Annotated in this window: 19 protein-coding genes; 7 read left to right on the plus strand and 12 right to left on the minus strand. The window is 74.3% G+C overall.

What is annotated here, in order from left to right; translation table 11 throughout:
- Positions 1 to 478 precede the first annotated feature (478 nt).
- On the minus strand, positions 479 to 1,351 hold the full coding sequence (locus tag KBB57_RS18000; RefSeq protein ID WP_290753239.1) for a LysR family transcriptional regulator: 873 nt from the start codon (positions 1,349 to 1,351) through the stop codon (positions 479 to 481).
- A 122-nt stretch (positions 1,352 to 1,473) separates the two neighbouring features.
- Between KBB57_RS18000 and KBB57_RS18005 the strand changes: the two genes are divergently transcribed.
- Positions 1,474 to 1,719 (plus strand): hypothetical protein, encoded by a 246-nt coding sequence (locus KBB57_RS18005; protein ID WP_290753242.1) that lies wholly within the window; start codon positions 1,474 to 1,476, stop codon positions 1,717 to 1,719.
- Here the strand turns inward: KBB57_RS18005 and KBB57_RS18010 are convergent.
- Complete coding sequence (locus KBB57_RS18010) at positions 1,687 to 2,487, minus strand: arylesterase (protein ID WP_290753244.1); 801 nt, start codon at positions 2,485 to 2,487, stop codon at positions 1,687 to 1,689. The genes KBB57_RS18005 and KBB57_RS18010 overlap by 33 nt on opposite strands.
- Here KBB57_RS18010 and KBB57_RS18015 point away from each other — a divergent pair.
- The 4 genes from KBB57_RS18015 to KBB57_RS18030 all read left to right on the plus strand — a co-directional run bounded on the left by KBB57_RS18015 (position 2,486) and on the right by KBB57_RS18030 (position 7,935).
- Positions 2,486 to 3,157 (plus strand): ABC transporter ATP-binding protein, encoded by a 672-nt coding sequence (locus tag KBB57_RS18015; protein WP_290753247.1) that lies wholly within the window; start codon positions 2,486 to 2,488, stop codon positions 3,155 to 3,157. The two genes, KBB57_RS18010 and KBB57_RS18015, sit on opposite strands and share 2 nt — an antisense overlap.
- Positions 3,158 to 3,261: 104 nt before the next feature.
- Positions 3,262 to 5,784, plus strand: a complete 2,523-nt coding sequence (locus KBB57_RS18020) for an FtsX-like permease family protein (protein ID WP_290753249.1) — start codon at positions 3,262 to 3,264, stop codon at positions 5,782 to 5,784.
- A gap of 149 nt (positions 5,785 to 5,933) precedes the next feature.
- The gene (locus KBB57_RS18025) at positions 5,934 to 6,713 is read left to right on the plus strand and encodes a Bax inhibitor-1/YccA family protein (RefSeq protein WP_290753252.1); all 780 of its coding nucleotides are present in this window, start codon (positions 5,934 to 5,936) and stop codon (positions 6,711 to 6,713) included.
- 187 nt (positions 6,714 to 6,900) lie between these two features.
- Positions 6,901 to 7,935 (plus strand): LacI family DNA-binding transcriptional regulator, encoded by a 1,035-nt coding sequence (locus KBB57_RS18030; protein WP_290753255.1) that lies wholly within the window; start codon positions 6,901 to 6,903, stop codon positions 7,933 to 7,935.
- A gap of 84 nt (positions 7,936 to 8,019) precedes the next feature.
- On the opposite strand, the gene KBB57_RS18035 is transcribed toward KBB57_RS18030, so the two are convergent.
- On the minus strand, positions 8,020 to 9,186 hold the full coding sequence (locus KBB57_RS18035; protein WP_290753257.1) for a stealth family protein: 1,167 nt from the start codon (positions 9,184 to 9,186) through the stop codon (positions 8,020 to 8,022).
- Positions 9,187 to 9,639: 453 nt separating this feature from the next.
- Entirely contained in the window at positions 9,640 to 11,190 is a 1,551-nt protein-coding gene (locus tag KBB57_RS18040; protein ID WP_290753259.1) for a CHAD domain-containing protein, read from the minus strand.
- 374 nt (positions 11,191 to 11,564) lie between these two features.
- On the opposite strand from KBB57_RS18040, the gene KBB57_RS18045 reads away from it, so the two are divergent.
- The gene (locus KBB57_RS18045; protein WP_290753261.1) at positions 11,565 to 12,092 is read left to right on the plus strand and encodes a hypothetical protein; all 528 of its coding nucleotides are present in this window, start codon (positions 11,565 to 11,567) and stop codon (positions 12,090 to 12,092) included.
- Between the two features lie 13 nt (positions 12,093 to 12,105).
- On the opposite strand, the gene KBB57_RS18050 is transcribed toward KBB57_RS18045, so the two are convergent.
- The 8 genes from KBB57_RS18050 to ade all read right to left on the minus strand — a co-directional run bounded on the left by KBB57_RS18050 (position 12,106) and on the right by ade (position 19,744).
- Entirely contained in the window at positions 12,106 to 12,642 is a 537-nt protein-coding gene (locus KBB57_RS18050; protein WP_290753263.1) for an ion channel, read from the minus strand.
- A 139-nt stretch (positions 12,643 to 12,781) separates the two neighbouring features.
- Entirely contained in the window at positions 12,782 to 13,294 is a 513-nt protein-coding gene (locus KBB57_RS18055) for a histidine phosphatase family protein (protein ID WP_290753265.1), read from the minus strand.
- Positions 13,285 to 14,052, minus strand: a complete 768-nt coding sequence (gene cobS, locus KBB57_RS18060) for an adenosylcobinamide-GDP ribazoletransferase (RefSeq protein WP_290753270.1) — start codon at positions 14,050 to 14,052, stop codon at positions 13,285 to 13,287. The genes KBB57_RS18055 and cobS overlap by 10 nt, the downstream gene beginning before the upstream one ends.
- Complete coding sequence (cobT, locus tag KBB57_RS18065; protein ID WP_290753272.1) at positions 14,049 to 15,053, minus strand: nicotinate-nucleotide--dimethylbenzimidazole phosphoribosyltransferase; 1,005 nt, start codon at positions 15,051 to 15,053, stop codon at positions 14,049 to 14,051. The genes cobS and cobT overlap by 4 nt, the downstream gene beginning before the upstream one ends.
- On the minus strand, positions 15,050 to 15,937 hold the full coding sequence (locus KBB57_RS18070) for a DMT family transporter (protein ID WP_290753275.1): 888 nt from the start codon (positions 15,935 to 15,937) through the stop codon (positions 15,050 to 15,052). The genes cobT and KBB57_RS18070 overlap by 4 nt, the downstream gene beginning before the upstream one ends.
- Before the next feature lie 40 nt (positions 15,938 to 15,977).
- Positions 15,978 to 16,268, minus strand: a complete 291-nt coding sequence (locus KBB57_RS18075; protein ID WP_290753279.1) for an HU family DNA-binding protein — start codon at positions 16,266 to 16,268, stop codon at positions 15,978 to 15,980.
- Positions 16,269 to 16,451: 183 nt separating this feature from the next.
- Positions 16,452 to 17,942: an AMP nucleosidase gene (locus KBB57_RS18080; protein ID WP_290753281.1), complete on the minus strand. Its 1,491-nt coding sequence runs from the start codon at positions 17,940 to 17,942 to the stop codon at positions 16,452 to 16,454.
- 5 nt (positions 17,943 to 17,947) lie between these two features.
- Positions 17,948 to 19,744 (minus strand): adenine deaminase, encoded by a 1,797-nt coding sequence (gene ade, locus KBB57_RS18085; protein ID WP_290753283.1) that lies wholly within the window; start codon positions 19,742 to 19,744, stop codon positions 17,948 to 17,950.
- Between the two features lie 79 nt (positions 19,745 to 19,823).
- Here ade and KBB57_RS18090 point away from each other — a divergent pair, with 79 nt between their 5' ends.
- A complete protein-coding gene (locus KBB57_RS18090; RefSeq protein ID WP_290753286.1) occupies positions 19,824 to 20,501 on the plus strand; it encodes a DNA alkylation repair protein in 678 nt (225 codons plus the stop codon).
- The last annotated feature ends 166 nt before the right edge of the window (positions 20,502 to 20,667 follow it).

The raw sequence follows: 20,667 nt of genomic DNA on the forward strand, positions 1-20,667 counted from the left end.
TTTTTTTTTTCAAGCAGAAGAGGGCATACGAGTTAGGAGTCCGTCTCGGGGGCTGGGAGATGTGTAAAAGAGACGGGGGGAGGGCGCGCCTCGGGGGAGGAAAGGCGTCCGGGGCCTATAGGGGAGGGCGACGGGGCCGCGGTTGTCGGTGGGCGACACGCGGCGCGGCGGTCGGGGCGGTGGAGGGACGGGCGCCGGGGGCGCGGCAGGATCTCCCGGCGGCGCAGCGGGGCTCGGGGGGAGGGTGCGTCGGCGGGAGGAGAGGCGGCCGGGGTCTGGCCGGGGAGGGCGACGGGGCGGCGGCGGTTGTCGGTGGGCGGCACGCGGGGCGGCGCCGGGGCGGTGGAGGGACGGGCGCCGGGGCGCGGCAGGACGCCGGGCGCGCAACGGTCGCGGGAACGGCGCCGATCTGGGGGGACGGCGGCGGTCGGGGCGGGCGGCAGGGCTGGCGGTCGGGGCGGGCGGTCGGGGCGGGCGGCTATTCGGCGGCGAGGCGGTCGCAGAGGCCGTAGGCGTGGCGGACGAACTCGGCGAGGCGGTTGGCGAGGGGGGCGCGGGGGCCGGCGGCGACGTAGAGGCCGACGTGGTAGGCGGGGAGCTCGGGCAGGGCGCCGCCGTGGCGGATCGCCTCGCAATGGGCGGGGACGGCGCTCTCGAGCTGGACGCAGACGGCGAGGTCGGCGGAGACGGAGGCGTCGACGGCGGAGGTGTTGTCGGCGTCGACGGCGAGCTCCCAGGGCGTTTCGGAGAGCTCCAGCGCGTCGATGGCGGGGCGCTTGAAGAGGCAGCGGTTGACGGAGGCGAAGGGCAGGGGGCGGGCGCGCCAGGCCTGGCCGCCGGGGGCGCCGACCCAGACCAGCGGCTGGCGGTCGAGCGACTGGCCGCCGGGCTCGATCTCGGCCTCGGTGGTCAGGATGACGTCCATCTCGCCGCGGGCGAGCAGCTCCTTGAGGTTGGCGGTGAAGGTCGAGTGCAGGCGGACGCGGACGCGCGGATACTCGGCGGCGAAGCGCTGCATGGCGCGGGGCGCGTGGGGGTAGATGATGTCGTGGGGGACGCCGAAATTGACCTCGCCCTCGAAGGCCTGGTTGGTGAGCCGGCCCCAGGCCTCGTCGTTGAGGACGAGCATCCGCCGGGCGTAGCCGGCGAGTTGCTCACCCTGCGCGGTCAGCGCCACGCCGCGGCCGGAGCGGTCGATCAGCGACTGGCCGGTCGCCTCCTCGAGCCGCTTGAGCTGCATGGAGACGGCGGACTGGGTGAGGTTGAGCTGCGCCGCGGCGCGGGTGACGCCGCCCGCGTCGGCGACGGTGACGAAGGAGCGCAGGGCGGCGAGGTCGAGGTTGCGGGGCATATCATGATCCGTGATGAGGCGCGCCACGTCTATTCGTTATGATCATGCATCCGGTTCGGGTAGAAATCAAGCATGGTGATGCGACGGTCGCTCGCCATGACGGAACGCGATGGAGCCCGACGATGCACGCCTCGACCCGGCGCCTGAACCCCACCCTTTCCTGGGCCGCGCTGGCGGCCGCGCTGCCGGGCCGGGCGCTGGCCCGGATCCTCGCCTTCGACGCGCGCTGGCGCGAGCGCGAGGCGGTGCGGCTGCTCGACGACCACCTGTTGCGCGACATGGGGGTGACGCGCGCCGATCTCGACGCGGCGCTGAGCCGGCCCGAGGGGCTGCGGCTACTGCGCCGTGAGAACGAGATCGAGGACTGACGGGCCGATGTCGGCGACGATCGCCGCCACGCCGGCGGCGTTCGGGTGGATCATGTCCGGCTGCATGAGCGGGCGGGCGGCGCCGGGGTCGGCGAGGTCGCCGATCCCGGCGAAGAAGTTCGGGTAGAGCAGGGTGTCGTGCGCCGCCGAGAGGTCGGTGTAGATCGCGTCGAAGGCGAGGCGGTGCTCGACCCCGAAATTGCCGATGCCCGGCACGCCGACGAGCAGGACGGGCAGGTCGCGCTTGCCGATGGCGGCCAGGATGCCCTCGAGGTTGGCGCGGGTCTCCGCCGGGTCGACGCCGCGCAGCAGGTCGTTGGCGCCGAGCTCGACGATGACGGCGTCGATGTCGGGGGTGAGCGTCCAGTCGACGCGGGCGAGGCCGCCGGCGGTGGTGTCGCCGGAGACGCCGGCGTTGACGATCGTGGCGTCGGGCGCGCCGTTGTCGCGGAGCCAGGCCTGGAGCCGCGGCACGAAGCCTTCCGCCTCGGGCACGCCGTAGCCCTGGGTCAGGCTGTCGCCGAGGGCGGCGATGACGACGGGCCCGGCCGCGGCGGGGGACGCGAGGACGAGGAGCGTGGCCGCGGCGGCCGCGAGGGCGCGGAGGGGCGCGGCGTGCGACGCCGCGGACGGGGCGGGGGGTGCGACGCCGAGGCGGTTCGTGCCGGGCGCAGTCGGGACGGGGGTGCGGCGGGCGACGGCGAGGTTGAGCAGGGGGCCCCGCGTCCCATATGCCTCGGGCGTCGCCGTCGAGGGTTCCGGTCTCATGTCGTCTCCCGTCATCGCGCTCGAGGATGTCGAGCTTACGCTCACGGGCAATGCCGGGCCGGTCAAGATCCTGCGGGGCGTGACGCTCGCGGTGACGCGGGGCGAGACGCTGGGGCTGGTCGGGCCGTCGGGGTCGGGGAAGTCGTCGCTCCTGATGCTGATGGGCGGGCTGGAGCGGGCCACGGGCGGCGCGGTGCGGGTGCTGGGGCAGGACCTCGGCGCGCTGGGCGAGGACGCGCTGGCGCGGTTCCGGCGCGGGCGGGTCGGCGTGGTGTTCCAGTCCTTTCACCTGATCCCGACGATGACGGCGCTGGAGAACGTCGCGACGCCGCTGGAGCTTGCCGGGGCGGAGGACGCCTTCGGGCGCGCGGCGGCGGAGCTTGAGGCGATCGGGCTCGGGGCGCGGCTCCATCATTATCCGGCGCAGCTCTCGGGCGGCGAGCAGCAGCGGGCGGCGCTGGCGCGGGCCTTCGCGCCGCGGCCGGAGCTGTTGCTGGCCGACGAGCCGACCGGCAACCTCGACGGCGCGACCGGCGCCGGGATCATCGACCTGCTGCTCGGGCTGCGCGACCGGCACGGGGCGACGCTGGTGCTGGTCACCCACGCGCCGGAGCTGGCCGCGCGCTGCGACCGGGTGGTGCGGCTGCGCGACGGCGGGGTGGAGCCGTGAGGCCCGGGCCGCCGCGGCGCGCGCCGGGGTAACACGTGTGATAACGGGGTTAATCTGTTGAAATTACGCAATAATCTTGGAGCGCGCGCGACTTGGGCGGCGTAATGAGGACGCCGGCGGCGCTCAGGATCGCGGCCCGGGAGTTGCGCGGCGGGATCGCGGGGTTTCGGGTGTTCCTCGCCTGCCTCGCGCTCGGGGTGGCGGCGATCGCGGCCGTCGGCTCGGTGCGCGCGGCGATCGAGGCGGGGCTCGACCGAGAGGCGGCGACGCTGCTCGGCGGCGACGTGGAGCTGGAATTCACCTATCGCTTCGCGGACGAGGCCGAACGGGCGTGGATGGCCGGGAACGCCGTCGCGGTGTCGGAGATCGTCGATTTCCGCTCGATGGCGGCGCGGCCCGACGGCGAGCGGGCGCTGGTGCAGGTGAAGGCGGTCGACGGCGCCTATCCGCTGCGCGGCGCGGTCGCGCTGGAGGGCGGCGGCAGCCTCGCGGCGGCGCTGGAGGGCGGGGACGGTCTGCCCGGGATGGTCGCGGCGGGGCTGCTGCTCGACCGGCTGGGCGTGGACGTCGGCGGGGTGCTGCGGCTCGGGGAGCAGGATTTCCGGGTGACCGGGCGGCTTGCCTCGGAGCCGGACGCGGGCGCGAGCGCCTTCGCCTTCGGGCCGCGGGTGATCGTGCGGCGCGAGGCGCTGGCGGCGAGCGGGCTGCTCGGGCCGGGGACGCTCTTCAACTCTTCCTACCGGCTGGCGCTGCCGGCGGGCGCCGATCTCGGGGCGCTGAAGGCGGCGGCGGCGGAATTCGCGGACAGGGGGCTGCGCTGGCGCGACCGGCGCGAGGGGGCGCCCGGGATCGGGCGGTTCGTCGAGCGGCTGGGGGCGTTCCTGGTGCTGATGGGCCTTGCGGGGCTCGCGGTCGGCGGCGTCGGGGTGGCGGCGGCGGTGCGCAGCCATCTGGAGGGCAAGACGGAGACGATCGCGGTGCTGAAGACGCTCGGGGCGTCGGGGCGGACGATCCATGCCGTCTATCTGGCGCAGGTCGGGCTGCTGGCGGCGGTGGGCATTGCGGCAGGGGTGGCGCTGGGGGCGCTCGCGCCGTTCGCGGCGGCGCCGCTGGCGGCGGGGCGGCTGCCGGCGCCGATGCTGCCGGCGATCTACGGGAGGGCGCTGGCGGAGGCCGCGCTCTACGGGGCGCTGACCGCGCTCGTCTTCACGCTCTGGCCGCTGGCGCGGGTGCGCGACATGCGGGCGGCGGCGCTCTTCCGCGACATGGGCGGGGCGGCGCGCGCGCGGCCGGCGGTCGGGGCGATGGCCGTGACGGCGGCGCTGGCCGCGGCGCTGGTCGGGCTCGCCGCCTGGCTGTCGGGCGAGGCGCGGATCGCGCTCTCGATGGCGGCGGGGGTCGTCGGGGCGCTGGCGGCGCTGTGGCTGGCGGCGCGGGGCGCGCAGGCGCTGGCGCGGCGGGCGGCGCGGGCCGGCGCCGGGCGCGGGCGGCCGGCGCTGCGCTGGGCGCTCGGCGCGGTGGGCGGGCCGGGGGCGGAGACCGCGCCGGTGATCATGTCGCTGGGGCTCGGGCTCGCCGTGCTGGCGGCGGTCGGGCAGATCGACGGCAACCTGCGGCGGATGATCGCCGCCGACCTGCCGGAGCGGGCGCCGGCGTTCTTCTTCGTCGACATCCAGAACGACCAGCTGGCGGCGTTCCGCGCGATCGCCGGCGGCGTGGCCGGGGTGGAGGCGGTGGAGACGGCGCCGATGCTGCGCGGGGTGATCACCCGGATCAACGGGCGGCCGGCGCGCGAGGAGGTCGGGCCGCACTGGGCGCTGAACGGCGACCGGGGGGTGAGCTATGCGGCGAGCCCGCCGGAGGGGACGGAGATCGTCGCGGGGGCGTGGTGGCCCGAGGACTACGCCGGGCCGCCGCTGATGAGCTTCGCCGCGGAGGAGGCGGCGGAGATGGGGCTGGGGCTCGGCGACGAGATGACGCTGAACGTGCTGGGGCGCGACCTGACGGCGCGGATCGCGAGCCTGCGCAAGGTCGAGTTCCGCAGCATGGGGATCAACTTCCTGATCGTGCTCGACCCTGCGGCGCTCGCGGGGGCGCCGCACACCCATATCGCCACGGTCTACGCGGCGCCCGGGGCGGAGGCGGCGCTGGTGCGGGCGGTGGCGGCGGCGATGCCGAACGTCACCGCGGTGAGCGTGCGCGAGGGGATCGCGCGGTTCGGCGAGGCGCTGGCCGGGATCGCAGCGGCGACGCGCTGGGCGGCGGCGGCGACGCTCGCCACGGGGATCGTGGTGCTGATCGGCGCGGCGGCGGCCGGCGAGCGGCGGCGGATCTACGAGGCGGCGGTGCTCAGGACGCTCGGGGCGGAGCGGCGGACCATCCTCGCGAGCTTCGCGCTCCGCGCCGCGATGGTGGGCGCGGCGGCGGGCGTGGTGGCGGTTGTGGCCGGCGCGGCGGGCGGCTGGTGGGCGGTGACGCGGCTCCTCGACGGCGACTTCCGCCTCGAGCCGGGATCGGCGCTCGGGATCGTGCTGGCGGGCGCGGGGGCGAGCCTCGCGGCCGGGCTCGCCTTCGCCGCGCGGCCGCTCGCGACGCGACCGGCGGCGACGCTGCGGGCGCGCGACTGAGGCAACGCTCGCGATTCGCACGAAAAAGTATGTGATTCTTCGGCGTGATTCGTCTTGGTTCTGCTTGAAACGATCCCGGTTTTTCCCAATATGGCGGTCAGGGCCGGGGGCGCGTCCTTGCGGCCGACCCGTTTGCATGGAGGAGATCGATGGCGGAATTCGAAGCGGTGCGTCGCCCAGGCGTCGGCGCCGGCGTCCGCACGGCAGCCTACGACGAGGGCCTGCGCGCCCACATGAGCAAGGTCTACGGCACGATGGCCGTGGGCATGGTCATCACCGCGCTCGCGGCCTGGGCCGTCGCCGGCCTGTCCGTCTCCAGCGTCCCGACCGAGTACATGATCGGCGACGGCAAGTATCTGACCAGCTTCGGCGTCGCGATCTACGCCTCGCCGCTGAAGTGGCTGATCATGTTCGCGCCGCTGCTCTTCGTGTTCGGGCTGAGCGCCGGGATCACCCGGATGTCGGCCGGCGCGGCGCAGATCGCGTTCTACGCCTTCGCGGCGGTGATGGGCCTGTCGATCTCGTCGATCTTCCTGGTGTTCACCGGGCTGTCGATCGTGCAGGTCTTCCTGGTGACGGCGATCGCCTTCGCGGCGCTGAGCCTCTGGGGCTACACGACCAAGCGCGACATGTCGGGCTGGGGCACCTTCCTGTTCATGGGGCTGATCGGCGTGGTCGTCGCCTCGATCGTCAACATCTTCCTCGGCTCGCCGGCGCTGATGTTCGCGGTCTCGGCGATCGGCGTGCTGGTGTTCGCCGGCCTGACCGCCTACGACACCCAGCGGCTGAGGAACGAGTATCTCCAGCTCGCCGGCACCCAGGGCGAGGCCTATCTCGGCCATGCCGCGATCCTCGGCGCGCTGAGCCTCTACCTGAACTTCATCAACATGTTCATGATGCTGCTGTCGCTCTTCGGCAACCGGAACTGACCGGACCGACGCAAGACGGCGCGAATCGCGAGCCGCCGGGCCCCAGGGTCCGGCGGTTTTGCTTTTTGCGCCGTGGCGGCGCGCCGGCAGGATGCCGCCGATGCCGCGCCGCCGGGAGTGGGAAACGATTGCGCAGCCGGACCGGCGTGATAGGTGGCCGCAGGGGAAACGTTTCGGAGGCGCGGATTTGTCCCGGAAGGGCAAGACGCTCAAGGATCTCGCCGCGCGGCTCGACATCTCGGTGGCGACCGCCTCGCGGGCGCTGTCGGGCCATTCGCGCATCGCCGCCGCGACGCGCGAGCGCGTGGCCGCGGCGGCGCGCGAGATCGGCTACGTGCCGAACCGCGCCGCGCGGGCGCTGGTCTCCGGACGCTCGGGCTTCGCGGCGCTGGCGCTGCCGGTGCGCGGCTACGGCGTCGGCGACGCCTTCCTCGGCGAGTTCGTCTCCGGGCTGACCGCGGGGCTGGGGCGCACCGGGGTGGATCTGGTGCTGACCACCGTGCCGGCGAGCCGGACCGAGCTCGAGGTGATCCGCAGCCTCGTCGTCGGCGGGCGCGCCGACGGCGTGGTGATCGCCCGGGTGACCGAGGAGGATCCGCGCGTCGACTACCTGACCGCGCAGCGCTTCCCCTTCGTCGCCCATGGCCGCACCCGCGACGCCGGGGCGGCGTTCTCCTGGGTCGACACCGACGGCCGGGCCGCCTTCGCCGAGGCCGTCGACATGCTCTACGCGCTCGGGCACCGGCGCTTCGGGCTGGTGACGATCGACGAGCCGACGACGTTCCGCGCCCACCGCGAGGCCGGGCTGCGCGAGGCCCTCGACCGCCGCGCCGATCCGTCGACGCGGCTGGAGACGGTGGCGGTGCCGCGCTTCGACCGGGCGCGGCGGGCGGCGGCGGTGCGGGCGATGCTCGACCGGCCGGACCGGCCGACGGCGGTGCTCGGCGTCTTCGACGGCATCGCGATCGGGGTGCTCGAGGAGGCGGCGCGGCTCGGGCTGTCGGCGCCGGCCGACCTGTCGGTGATCGGCTTCGACAACACGCCCGAGGCGGCGCTGGCGCCGCCGGGGCTCACCACCTTCGATTCCGAGATCCACCGCAGCGCCGAGACGATGGCGGCGATGCTGACGCGCGCCATCGCCGACCCCGACGCGCCGCCCGAGACGCTGCTGGTCCGCCCGCCCCTCGTCGCCCGCGGCAGCCACGGCCCCGCCCCGCGCTGACCGCCGCGACGCCAGGACGCCAGCGCGCCGCGGGTCCCCGGATCAGGAGCTTGCCGACGGCCCTCGGCCTCGCGGCCGGCGGGCCTATTCCGCGGCTTTCAGGACGGACGGATAGAACTCGGCCGGCCCGGCCGCACGCTCGAAGGGCGACGCCGTGGGGAAGTAGCTCTCGAGGAAGCTCGAGAGGTGCGTCTCGTAGCCCTCGAGCTCGCCGTCCGGCGGGATGTAGTCGTTGAGGCAGACGACGGAGCGCCCCCGCGCCCTGGACCGTTCCGCCAGCAGCCGCGCGTAGCTCTGCGGCGCCGAGGCGTCGCGGACGCGGACGTACCAGCCCCGGTTGACGGTGAGCAGCGTCTTGCCGGTGATGTAGCCGACATACGGGTGCAGGAAGCTGCAGCAGAGCAGGTCGTCGGGCTGGCGGAACCGGTTGCGCCGGAAGCTCGCGTATTCCGCGGCGAAGCGGCGCTCGCATTCCTCGGCGACCGAACGGCGCTGCGGATGGTACATGTGCGTCATCCGGCGATCGACCCACACGCCCCAGTCGCGCAGGATCAGGCTCCGGGCGTTCTTCGCGCCCCATTCCGTCGCGGTCTCGTTCGGCACGGGCGGCGCGTTGCCGATGCGGTTGTCGCTGATGAACCCGTAGGAGAGGCCGCCCTCGGTGAAGGCCTCGATCTGCTTGACCGGGCGGAGCAGCATCACGTCGTCGTTGAAGTAGATGTAGTGCTCGCTCAGGCCCGGGATCTTGTGCAGCGCGCTGCCGATCACGTGGGAGTTGAAGGTCGGCAGGTGCTCGGGCGCGAGGATCTGGTCGTGCGTCACCACCGTGAGCTTCGGGTGATCGGCGAGCCAGCCCGGCCTCTGGCCGTTGGTGACGAGGTAGATGTGGTTGTACCAGGGCGCGAAGCGCTCGATGGAGCGCAGCGAGTAGCGCAGCTCCTCGTGGCAGGCGAAGCGCGCCTTGGACATCGTCGTGCGGTTGATCTCCGGCGGCAGGTGCGCGGCGAGCTGGTCCTGGAAGGCCGGGTCGTCGCTGTCCACCCACGTGTAGACGATGTCTACCGGGAAAGTCGGCTGGAAGATCTCGGTCTCGACGGAGACGAAGCGCTTGCGGATCGCGACAGGATCGGCCGGAGCGGTGGCGGGGGACTCGTTGCGCTTCTCCGCGGGCACGGGCTTCTTCGTCAGCCATTTCTGGACCCGGCGCGCCCGCCAGGCTATGGCGTGGCTGATCCGTTCCTGTAGATCCATCTCCGCCCTCGTACGGACCGTCGTTTGTGACGGTTCCGTTACATCAGCGCGAATGCGTTGGCCAGCCCCCCGGGGGCCTACGGCATTCACACATCCCGGCTGAAGCCACGGATCGGGAGGAATGGGCCGCGACGGGGACGCCAGACGGATTTGACCCGTGGCAAATCCGTCCGCGATCGCCCCTCGGGGGGCGAGCGCGTCGCCGCGCTCGCCGGGGCGCTCACGGCCGGATGGCGCGCTTCCGCAGAAATCTTTACCCCTGACGACCTCCGCGCCAGCGCGCTCCGGTCGTCGGCGCGGCGAAAGCCGTGCTTTCGCTTGTCGCGCCGCAGCCTCGCGGGCGGAGCCCGCTTCGGTCGGTCGGCTATCGGCTTCCTGTCGTTCGGTCCATGGCGGCTGGAGGAGAAGCGTGAATTCGCTAGCCCGGGGGCGGGCGCGCGGAGAGGTGAGGGGTCAGCGCCAGAACGGCGGGGTGTCGGCGAAGGCGCGCCAGCGCTCGAAGAGGCGGGGGCGGTCGGTCTCGGCGCGGGCGGCGAGGACGCCGAGGGTCCAGCCGACGGCGCGCTGCGCGGCGGGGTCGCCGTGGCCGGGCGCGCCGTGGCCGGCGAGCTTCTCCGCCGCCATCGCGCCGTCGTTGAGGCTGCCGAAGGCGTCCTGCAGCGACTTCAGCGGGCGGAGGAAGGCGTCGACCTTCTTGCGCGGGAAGACCGGGGCGAGCATCTCGGCGGCGTAGCGCAGCTTCTTCAGCTCCTTGCGCAGCTCGTGCAGCGCCTCGGCGTCGCGCTCCTCGATGCCGCGGCCGCGCCTCATCGCCTTGCGGCGGCGGGCGTCGAGGAGGCCGGGCGCGAGGTCGGCGACCGGCGCGGCGAGGCGCCCCGTCTGTGCGTAGTCGGCGGGGTCGAGCCAGCCGCGGGCCTCGATCGCCTCGAGGAGGTCGAAGACGAAGCCGGTCGTCTCCGGCCCGGCGAGCCGGGCGCGGACCTCGTCGCGCACCGACTCGCGGCGGGCGGCGAGCGCGGCGTCGAGCGCGGCGCGGGCCGGCTCGTCGAGGCCCGGGCCGGCGGCGCCGGCGACCACCTCGTCGATCAGCACGTCGGCGTCGCGGAGGCGCCCGACCACCCGGCCGAGGTCGCGCGCCGCGTCGGAGAGGCCGGCGAGGCGGCTCGCGCCGAGGCTGGGGCCGAAGACCGCGAGCGCGGTGCGGAGCCGCCGCAGCCCGACCCGGAGCTGGTGCGGCCCCTCGTGGTCGTCGCTCACGAGGGTGACGACGAGGTTTTGTGAGACCTGCGCGAAGCAGTCGCGCAGCACGTCGCGGGCGGCGGTCTCGACGCTCGCCTCCGGCTCGAAGGCGACGGCCCCTGCCGGCCGGGGGCGCGCCGGGTCCGGGGGCGGCTCGCCGCGGGCGATCCGGTAGCCGAGCGCGCTCTTGTTCGCCGTGGCGAAACGGACCGGGCCGCGGGGGAAGAGCCGGCGCGCCAGCGCGAACACCGCGGCGACCTCGCCCTCGACGAGCTCGATCTCGGCCTCGAGGATCGGGGCGCGCGCCGCGCCGGCGACCACCTCGCCGCGGTCGAGGGCGAGCTCGACCACGCCCTCGGGCAGGCGCAGCCGCTCGGCGGCGCGCTCGACGCGGGTCTCGAACACCGGCTGCAGCGGCGCGCCGCCGGCCGCCTCGGCGATGGCGGCGTAGGCGCCGCTCGGGTCGGGGCCGTCGAGCGCGAGGCGGCCGCCCGGGGCGGGGATCTCGATCTCCTCGTGGGAGTAGAGCCCGGCGCCCCCGGCGCGTCGGCCGCGCTTGACCGTCTGCACCCAGCGCCGGCCTATGCGACGCAGGCGCAGCGCGATGCCGGCCCCGGCGAGCGCGTGCGCGGCGGTGTCGATGTAGATCGAGACCAGCCGTTCGCGCCGGCGCGGTCCCTCGCGCAGCGCCGCGAGCGCCGGGCTGCGGGCGAGGCGCGCCGCCTCGTCGGGGTCGAGCGTGATCTTCAGCTCCGTCTCGATCATGTCACACTCGCGCCCCTGTCGCGCTGCGGGCGCGAAGTCGTTGCCGGAAGGCCTCGGGCCGTGCTACCTTCGGATACGGAAAGTCGCGTTGTATGTCGTTCGCCCAGTTCGCGGAGTCCGCATGGCCTCGAGACCGATCGTGATAGCCTCGATCCGCCTTTCGGCCGCCCTTTCCCGCTTCCCGTCGCTCAGTCGCCTGTCGCATGGCCGCCCGTCACAGGGAGGATTAACCTTTGCCCGATAGGCTGCGCAAGACCGGGGTCCGGCGGGGGGTCGTGACGTGAGGTGAGCATGGCAGGACGCGCGTCCAGGACATCGCAACCCGCCGGGGGGCTCCTTCTCCCCCCGGCCCGATCGCCCCGGTCCCGTCAGCCATGACCCAGTCAGCCCTTGGCCCCGAGCTCGGCATCGCCTCCGACTTCGTCCGCTCCGGCATCGAGAAGACCGGCATCCCGCTGACGCGGACGCTGGAGGCCTATCTCTCGATCACCTTCGCGCGGTTCATCGGCAAGGCGATCAACGTCGACCTGCTGACGGTGCGGACGACCCGCGCCATGGACGGAGGCGCGCCGCGCGACATCCTCCGCGCGCTCGCGGACGAATGCCTGATCGCCTGCGCCTTCTTCCAGGAGCGGCTGCGGCGGAACGGCACGATCCGGCACTATGTCGGCGTCGGGCAGACCGCCTACGACGCGGCCGCGATGACCGAGCAGGCCTACGGCTTCGTGCACATGCGCGACGTGATCGCGGTGGCCGCCGGGCGGGACCGCGACGCCGGGCCGGCGGCGCTCCTCGACCGGGCGCGCGCCGGCAGCGGCAGCGCGCGGGCCGAGCTCGCCGGGCAGAACGTCGTGCTCGGTCCCTGGGCCGGCGGCCGCGGCGGCGGTCTCGTCTGGCGCTGAGCGCCGGGGCACGTCAGGGGTCGGGCCGGTCCGCGGCGTCGGCGTCGGCGCGGCGGGCGCGCTGGCGGTCGATGTGGCCGATCTGGGCCATGATCGACACCAGCACCGATCCGGTCCAGCCGAAGGCGAAGAGGCCGGCCATGGCGATGATCGGCCCGAGCAGCCGCCATTCGTGCGGCAGCTCCAGCGAGCCCTCGCCGAGCGTCGTGTAGCTCTCCAGCACGTAGTAGTAGCTGTCGCGCAACGAGCCGAAGAGCCCGTGCCAGTAGAGCGGCAGGGCGAAGAGCAGCGTCTCCAGCATGTGCAGCGTGGCGAGCGAGCCCACCGCGGTGGCGAGGATCAGGTTGCTGCGCCAGTGGCGGGTCTCGGAGGTCACCCGCGCCCAGCTCCGGTTGAAGGCGCGCACGACGAGGCGCAGCCCGACGCCGTGGATCAGGATGGTGGCGACCAGCATGAGGAGGCCGATCCCGACCTCGACGAGCGGCGAGGTCTGCGCCAGCTGAACGCCGGTGCGGGCGAGCTGCTCGCCGGTCTGCGCCAGGTTGTCCATCGGCCGTCCCCTCGTCGCGCCGCCCCGTTTGCGGCGGGAGAGGCGCCCGTGTCAACGCCGCCGGAGGTCGCGCCAGCGGCCGAAGCCGGGCCGGGTCGCCAACCCCCGCGCCGCCGGGGACGGCGGGAGCGGCGCCCTGTCAACGCCGCCGGAGGTCGAGCCAGCGGCCGAAGTCGAGGCGGGTCTCCCACCCCCCGGCGCGGCTGAGGAGGGCGGCCGCGGCCCGGGCGATCCCGGCATGGGCGACCCAGAGCGTCCCGGGCGCCGCCTCGGCGAGCGCGACGGCGACGCGGGCGGCGAGCTCGTCCACGGTCTCGCCGCCATGCGGCCGGGCGCCGTGGAAATCGGCGGCCCAGGCGTCGAGCTCGCCGCGCGGGATCTCCGCCCAGGCGCGGCCCTCCCAGGCGCCGAAGTCGAGCTCGGCGAGGCGCGGGTCGATGGCCACCTCCAGGCCGCGGGCGGCGCCGATGCGCTCGGCGAGGCGCAGGCAGCGCGTGAGCGGGCTCGACCGGACGGCCGCGACCGCCGGCAGCCCGGCGAGGATCGCCGCGGCCTCCGCCTCGAAATCCGGGCCGAGGGCGAGGTCGCTGCGCCCGTAGCAGAGGCCCTCGTGACCCGCCGGCCGGGTGTGGCGCAGCACGATCACAGCCACGCCAGCGCCCCGAGGTAGAAGCCGATCTCGCTCGTCTGCTGCACCGCGCCGAGGCAGTCGCCGGTATAGCCGCCGAGCCGCCGCTCGAAGCGGCTGCGCATCAGCCCGTGCCCGACGGCGAGCCCCGCAAGCCCCGAGACCGCCGCGCCCGGGGCGGCGAGGGCGAGGGGCAGGACGGCGGCGAGCCCGCAGGCCAGCGCGAAGCCGAGGCTGCGCGGCCCGACGCCGCGCGACACCGGCTTGCCGGTCCCGTGGTCGCGCACGTAGCGGCTGGTCGCGAGCACCAGCACCGACGAGGCGCGGCTCGCCGCGTGGCCGGCGACGAGCGCCAGCGGCGCCAGCGCGAGGGGCAGGGCGGCCAGCGTCAGGACGCGCCCGACCAGCACGAGCGTCAGCGCCGCGGCGCCATAGGTTCCGATCCGGCTGTCGCGCATGATCTCGAGCGCCCGCGCGCGCGTCGCGCCGCCGCCGAGCCCGTCGCAGGCGTCGGCGAGCCCGTCCTCGTGGAACGCGCCGGTGGCGAGCACGCCGGCGGCCACGGCGAGGAGCGCCGCGACCTGCGGCGGCCAGACCAGCCCGGCGGCCCAGAAGACCGCCCCGGCCATCGCGCCGACGAGCGCGCCCACGGCCGGGTGCCAGCGCGGCGTCGCGGCCATGCGCGCCGGCGTCCAGCCGACGTCGCGGGGCAGGGGCAGGCGGGTGAGGAACTGCACGGCGAGGAGGAGGATCGCCGCCTCCTCGGCGAGCCGCGCCCTCATGCCCGCGCCACCCCGGCGCTCTCGAAGCTCGCCATCTCGGCCAGCATCGCCGCGGCGGCCCGCACGATGGGCCAGGCGAGCAGCGCCCCCGAGCCCTCGCCGAGCCGCATGTCGAGGTCGAGGAGCGCCCGCGCGCCCAGCCAGTCGAGGAGCGGCCCGTGCCCCGCCTCGGCCGAGCGATGCGCGAAGACCAGCGCTCCCCGCGCGCCCGGGTCGAGCGCCGCCGCGCAGGCCGCGGCCGCGGTGGCGATGAAGCCGTCGACCAGCACCACCCGCCCGGCCGCGGCCGCCCCGACCATCGCGCCGGCCATCATGGCGATCTCGAACCCGCCATACTCCGCGAGCGCCGCCTCCGCCCCGAGCCGCCCGCCGGTGCGGGCGGCGGCGCGGGCGAGGATCGCCGCCTTGGCCGCCAGCCCGGCGTCGTCGAGCCCCGCGCCGCGCCCGACCAGCCCGGCGAGCGGCAGGCCGGTCAGCTTGTGCGCCACGGCCGCCGCCGAGGCGGTGTTGCCGATCCCCATCTCTCCGAAGGCCGCCGCCGTTTCCACCGGCCCGGCCCCGAGCGCTCTTCCGGCGTCGAGCGCCGCGGCGAGCTGGCCGCGGGTCATCGCCGGCCCGTCGAGGAAGCTCGCGGTTCCCGCCCCGATGCGGCGCGAGACGAGGGCAGGGTGGTCGAGCGGCGCCCCGGCCACCCCCGCGTCGACGACAACGACCGGCACCCCGAGCCCCCGCGCGAACACCGTCGCCGCCGCGCCCCCGGCGAGGAAGTTCGCCACCATCTGCCGGGTGACCGCCTGCGGATAGGCCGAGACGCCGGCCGCGGCGACGCCGTGGTCGGCGGCGAATATCGTCAGCGTGCAGCCGTCGAGCCGCGGCGCGAGCGTGCCCTGCAGCCGCGCCACCTGCGCCGCGATCTCCTCGACGCGGCCGAGCGCGCCCGGCGGCTTGGTCTTGCCGTCGATCGCGGCGCGCAGCCGTGCCTCGAAGTCGCCGCCGCTCACTCGGGCGCCGGGGGCGTGGGCGGAGGCCGCCGGCTCAATTGCACCGCGAGGATGCCCGCCATGATGATCGCGACGCCGACGCCGTCGCGCAGCGTGACGTGCTCGTCGAGCACCAGCGCCGCCACGGCGACGCCGAAGAACGGGTTGAGGAAATGGAACGTCGCCGCCCGCGTCGCCCCGATGCGCCCGACGAGCACGAACCAGATCATCGTCGCCACCAGCCCGGGAAAGACCACCGTATAGGCGAAGGCGAGCAAGAGCTCCGGCGTCCAGTTGACCGTCCAGGTCTCGAAGAGCACGGCCACCGGCAGCAGCAGCGCCGCCCCGACCAGCATCTGCAACCCGACGATGATCCAGAGCCCGCCCGAGCCCGAGGCGTTGCGGACGAGGAGCGTGGCGACGGCGAGCGCGAGGACGCCGCCGACGCAGAGCGCCAGCGCCACCGGATCGGCCCCGGCGCCGAGGCGCGCGGTCATGATGACGAGGACGCCCGCGAAGCCCGCGGCGAGGCCGGCCATGGCCAGCGGGCTCAGCCGCTCGCCCAGCGTCGCCCAGGCGAGGCCGGCGACCACGAGCGGCAGCAGGCTCGCGACGATCACCGCCACCGAGGCGTCGATCGTCCGCATGGCGAGGAAGTTCAGCCCGAGATAGAGCGCGTTCTGGCAGAGCCCGAACACCAGCACCGCCATCCACTGCGTCCGCCCCGCGGGCAGGCGCTGGCCGAGGGCGGCGCCGATGGCGAGCGCCAGCGCCCCCGAGATCAGGAAGCGGACCGAGAGGGCGAGGAAGGGCGGCGCGTCGTGCACGACGATGCGCGCCGAGGTGAAGGCCGAGCTCCACATCGCCACGAACGCGACGCCGAGCCCGAGCGCCCGCCAGTCCATGCCCGTCCCGGCGTCCGCGCCAGCCGCCGGCGTCGCGGCGTCAGGCGTTGATCACGTCCTTGAGCTGCTTGGCGATGGTCACCTTGGCGACGCGGTCGGCCGGCTTCGTCATCTTCTCGCCGGTCGAGGGGTTGCGCACCTCGCGCTCCGGCCGGGCGCGGCAGGCGAACTTGCCGAGGCCGGGCAGGCTGACCGCGCCGCCGGCGGCGACCTCGCGGGTGACGACGTCGGTGAGCGCGTCGAGCGCGCGGTTGGCCGCGGCCTTGTCCATGCCCGCGTTCTCGGCGATCGCCGCAACCAGCTGGGTCTTCGTCATGGCCTTCTGTGTCATCTGGCGTTCCCTGTCCTGTGCCGTTCTTGCCGCCTCGCGCGTCGGGGTCACGCCGGCGTGCGCGGCACTTAACCGGCTCGCGCCGCCGAACTCAATCGCCGTTCGGCCGGGGCGGGCGTATTTTCGCCGCGCAGGCTGCAATTATGGCGCGAGTGGTGCGCGGGCGCATCGCCCCCGGCCGGCCTAAAGGAAGGCGGTCTCGTCGAAGCTCCGCAACTTGCGCGAGTGGAGCCGCTCCAGCGGCATGTCGCGCAGCGTCTCCATCGCGCGAATCCCGATCAGCAGGTGCTGGGCGACCTGGCGCTTGTAGAAGGCGGTCGCCATGCCCGGCAGCTTCAGCTCGCCGTGGAGCGGCTTGTCGCTGACGCAGAGCAGCGTGCCGTAGGGCACCCGGAAGCGGAAGCCGTTGGCGGCGATTGTGGCGCTCTCCATGTCGAGCGCGATGGCGCGCGCCTGGCTCAGGCGGGCGACCGGCCCCGACTGGTCGCGCAGCTCCCAGTTGCGGTTGTCGATCGTCGCCACCGTGCCGGTGCGCATGATCTTCTTCAGCTCATAGCCGGTCAGCCCGGTGATCTCGGCCACCGCGTCCTGGAGCGCCACCTGCACCTCGGCGAGCGGCGGGATCGGCACCCAGACCGGCAGGTCGTCGTCGAGGACGTGGTCCTCGCGCATGTAGGCGTGCGCCAGCACGTAGTCGCCGAGGCTCTGCGAGTTGCGCAAGCCCGCGCAATGGCCGAGCATCAGCCAGACATGCGGGCGCAGCACCGCGACATGGTCGGTGATCGTCTTGGCGTTCGACGGCCCGACGCCGATGTTGACCATCGAGATCCCGGAATGGTTCTCGCGGATCAGGTGGTAGGTCGGCATCTGCGGCGCCTTGGGCGCCGAGGGCGTCGACGCCCCCTCGCGCGTCGTCACCGCGTTGCCGGGGCCGACGAAGGTCGTATAGCCCGAATCCGGGTCCGCCAGCGCCGCGAGGGCGTAGTCGACGAACTCGTCCATGTAGAACTGGTAGTTGGTGAAGAGGATGTGGTTCTGGAAATGCGCCGGGCTCGTCGCCGTGTAGTGGGCGAGGCGGGCGAGCGAGTAGTCGATGCGCTGCGCGGTGAAGGGCGCGAGCGGCCGCGCGCCGTCGGGGCCGGGCTGCGGCAGCCCGTTGACGATGTGGTCGTCGGTGGTGTTGAGGTCCGGCACGTCGAAGATGTCGCGCAGCGGCCGGTGCAGCGTGTCCTCGATCGAGCCCTCGACATGCGCGGACTCGCCCATGGCGAAATGCAGCGGGATCGGCGTGTCGCTGTCGCCGACCCGCACCGGCATCCCGTGGTTCTGGATGAGGAGCCCGATCTGCTGGGTGAGGTAGCCGCGGAAGAGGTCGGGCCGGGTGATCGTCGTGGCGTAGACCCCCGGCTCGACGACATGCCCGAACGAGAGCCGCGAATCGACCTTGGCGAAGCTGCCGGTCGCCACGCTGATCATCGGGTACCAGGCGCGGAAGCGCCCCTCCGGCGTCTCGCCCGCCATCACCCGCGCGAAGCGGTCGCGCAGGAAGCCGGTGGCGCGGTCATAGCGCCGGGCGATCTCGGCCACCGCCTCCGCGGCGTCGGTGAGCATTACGTCGCTCTCGGATTCCGGAGAGATCACCGGCAGCTCGACGAGGGGCTTGCGGGAATGCATGAGGATCAGCCGGGGATGAACAGGTCGGTCTTCTCGAAGCGGTCGACGTCGATCAGCCCGAGATCGGAGATGCGCAGCGACGGGATGACGACGAGCGCCAGCAGCGAGTGCTGCATGTAGGCGTTGTTGAGCCGGCAGCCGCAGGCCGCCATCGCCGCGACGACGCCCTGCGCGCAATCGGCCACCTCCTCGGCCGGCGCGTCCGACATCAGCCCCGCGATCGGCAGCGCCACATGGGCGAGCTCAATCCCGTCGCGCCACACGCTCACCCCGCCGCCGATCTCGCGCAGCCGGTTGGCGGCGCGCGCCATGTCCGCCTTCGAGGTGCCGACGACGATGATGTGGTGGCTGTCATGCGCCACCGTCGAGGCGACCGCGCAGGGCGTGTCGTAGCCGAAGCCCGCCACGAAGGCGTTCGTCACCCCGCCCGTCGCCCGGTGCCGCTCGACGAGCGCGATCTGGCACACCTCGCCCGCCGCCTCGACCAGCCCGTCGCGCACTGCGAGGTCGGCCTCCAGCGCCCGCGTCGGGGCCTGGTTCTCGACCACCCCGATCACCCGCGCGCGCACCCGGTTCGTCGCGCCCGGCGCGGGAATGTCGAAATCCGCCGCCACGAGGTCCCGCTTCATGTTCACGGTGTTGCGCGCGCTCTCCGGCCAGCGGAAGCCCGGCTTCGGCGCGAGGCAGACCCCGCCCTCCGCCACCACCTCGCCGCGCGCGATCACCGTCTCGATCGGCAGGGCGCGCAGGTCCGAGGTCAGGATGCAGTCCGCCCGCCGCCCCGGCGCGATCGCGCCGAGCTCGCGCTCCAGCCCGAAATGCGTCGCGGTGTTGATCGTCGCCATCTGCAGCGCCACCAGCGGATCGAGCCCGCACTCGATCGCGTGCCGCACCACCCGGTCCATGTGGCCGTCGTTGACCAGCGTTCCCGAGTGGCAGTCGTCGGTGCAGAGGATGAAGTTCCGCGGGTCGATCCCCTTCTCCGTCACCGCGGTGATCTGCGCCTTGACGTCGTACCACGCCGAGCCGAGCCGCAGCATGGCGCGCATCCCCTGCCGGACCCGGGCGATGGCGTCCGCCTCGCGGGTGCCCTCGTGGTCGTCCGCCGGCCCGCCCGCGGCGTAGGCGGGGAAGTCCGTCAGGTCCGGCGAGGCGAAATGCCCGCCCACCGTCTTGCCGGCGCGCTGGGTCGCCGCGATCTCGCCCAGCATCTTCGCGTCGCCCGCCACCACCCCGGGATAGTTCATCATCTCCCCGAGGCCGACGATGTTCGGCCAGCCCATCGCCTCGGCGACCTCCGCCGGCCCGAGCTCGGCCCCCGTCGTCTCCAGCCCCGGCGCCGAGGGCGCGCAGGAGGGCATCTGCACGAAGACGTTGACCGGCTGGTCGAGCGCCTCGTCGTGCATCAGCCGCACGCCCTCGAGCCCCAGCACGTTCGCCACCTCGTGCGGGTCGACGAACATCGTCGTCGTGCCGTGCGGCATCACCGCGCGGGCGAACTCCGTCACCGTCAGCATCCCGCTCTCGACGTGCATGTGCCCGTCGCAGAGCCCGGGGATCAGGAAGCGCCCGCCCGCGTCGATCACCCGCGTCCCCGGCCCGATCATCGCGCCCGCGTCCGGCCCGCAGGAGGCGAAGCGCCCGGCCTTGATCGCGATGTCCGCGCCCGGGATCACCTCGCGCGAGTGGACGTTGACCCAGGCGCAGTCGCGGATCACGAGATCGGCCGGGGCGCGGCGGGCCGCGACGGCCACCAGATCGGCGGCGACGTCGGGCCAGGCGGGGAAGGGCGGTCTGGACATGAGGCCAGATCTCACGGACCCATGGGCGGCATCAAGCCATTTCTCCCGGCGCCCCCGCGGCCCGGGCCGCGAGGATCGCATGCCCGACCCCCTGCACGAGCTGGAAGCGCTGGCCGACCCGGCCCGCGCCGCCGAGATGGCGGCCTACCACAAGGCCCCGCGGCGCTACCTCGGCGTCGCCGTGCCTCAGATCCAGGCGCTGGCCGACCGCTGGCGCGCCGAGCGCGACGTCCCCGCGCGGGTGGCGCTGGCCGCCCGGCTCTGGGACAGCGACGTCCACGAGGCCCGCATCGCCGCGGCGAAGCTGCTCACCCAGGCCCGCATCCCGTCGCACGAGCCGGAGGTCTGGGCCGAGCTCCTGCGCTGGGTCCCGGCGTTCGACGCCTGGGCGATCGCCGACCACGCCTGCAAGGCCGGCCAGCGCCGGCTGGTCGCGGTCCCGGCCCGGCTCGACGTCGTGGAAGGCTGGGTCGACGACCCCACGATGTGGGTGCGCCGCGCCGCGCTGGTCGCGACGCTGCCGTGGTCCACCGCGCGCCACCCCGACGCGACCGAGCGCGCCGCCCGCGAGCGCATCCTCGGCTGGGCCGGGCGGCTGGTCGCCGACCGCGACTGGTTCATCCAGAAGGCGATCGGCTGGTGGCTGCGCAGCCTCGCCCCCCACGACCCGCCCCGCGTCCGCAGCTTCCTCGCCGGCCCGGGCGCCGGCCTCAAGGCCTTCGCCCGCCGCGAGGCCGAGCGGCGGCTGCCGGGGTGAGGCGCCAGGCTGCCATCACCCTTCGTGACCGAACGGTCGGACTGCACGACAGTGGAGAGAAACCCCGGTCGGGAGAGTGCGGGACGGTGACGCCAGACGGATTTGACCCGTGGCAAATCCGTCCGCGATCGCCCCTCGGGGGGCGAGCGCGATTCCGCGCTCGCCG

It is taken from the genome of Amaricoccus sp., assembly GCF_017993425.1.
Taxonomy (GTDB): domain Bacteria; phylum Pseudomonadota; class Alphaproteobacteria; order Rhodobacterales; family Rhodobacteraceae; genus Amaricoccus.

Coding starts and splice junctions, on each gene's coding strand:
- KBB57_RS18035 (WP_290753257.1), bottom strand. CDS start 9,186: ATGGATCTACAGGAACGGATCAGCCACGCCATAGCCTGGCGGGCGCGC.
- KBB57_RS18025 (WP_290753252.1), top strand. CDS start 5,934: ATGGCGGAATTCGAAGCGGTGCGTCGCCCAGGCGTCGGCGCCGGCGTC.
- KBB57_RS18040 (WP_290753259.1), bottom strand. CDS start 11,190: ATGATCGAGACGGAGCTGAAGATCACGCTCGACCCCGACGAGGCGGCG.
- KBB57_RS18070 (WP_290753275.1), bottom strand. CDS start 15,937: ATGGACTGGCGGGCGCTCGGGCTCGGCGTCGCGTTCGTGGCGATGTGG.
- KBB57_RS18050 (WP_290753263.1), bottom strand. CDS start 12,642: ATGGACAACCTGGCGCAGACCGGCGAGCAGCTCGCCCGCACCGGCGTT.
- KBB57_RS18015 (WP_290753247.1), top strand. CDS start 2,486: ATGTCGTCTCCCGTCATCGCGCTCGAGGATGTCGAGCTTACGCTCACG.
- cobS (WP_290753270.1), bottom strand. CDS start 14,052: ATGAGGGCGCGGCTCGCCGAGGAGGCGGCGATCCTCCTCCTCGCCGTG.
- KBB57_RS18090 (WP_290753286.1), top strand. CDS start 19,824: ATGCCCGACCCCCTGCACGAGCTGGAAGCGCTGGCCGACCCGGCCCGC.
- KBB57_RS18000 (WP_290753239.1), bottom strand. CDS start 1,351: ATGCCCCGCAACCTCGACCTCGCCGCCCTGCGCTCCTTCGTCACCGTC.
- KBB57_RS18010 (WP_290753244.1), bottom strand. CDS start 2,487: ATGAGACCGGAACCCTCGACGGCGACGCCCGAGGCATATGGGACGCGG.
- ade (WP_290753283.1), bottom strand. CDS start 19,744: ATGTCCAGACCGCCCTTCCCCGCCTGGCCCGACGTCGCCGCCGATCTG.
- KBB57_RS18080 (WP_290753281.1), bottom strand. CDS start 17,942: ATGCATTCCCGCAAGCCCCTCGTCGAGCTGCCGGTGATCTCTCCGGAA.
- KBB57_RS18020 (WP_290753249.1), top strand. CDS start 3,262: ATGAGGACGCCGGCGGCGCTCAGGATCGCGGCCCGGGAGTTGCGCGGC.
- KBB57_RS18075 (WP_290753279.1), bottom strand. CDS start 16,268: ATGACACAGAAGGCCATGACGAAGACCCAGCTGGTTGCGGCGATCGCC.
- KBB57_RS18005 (WP_290753242.1), top strand. CDS start 1,474: ATGCACGCCTCGACCCGGCGCCTGAACCCCACCCTTTCCTGGGCCGCG.
- KBB57_RS18045 (WP_290753261.1), top strand. CDS start 11,565: ATGACCCAGTCAGCCCTTGGCCCCGAGCTCGGCATCGCCTCCGACTTC.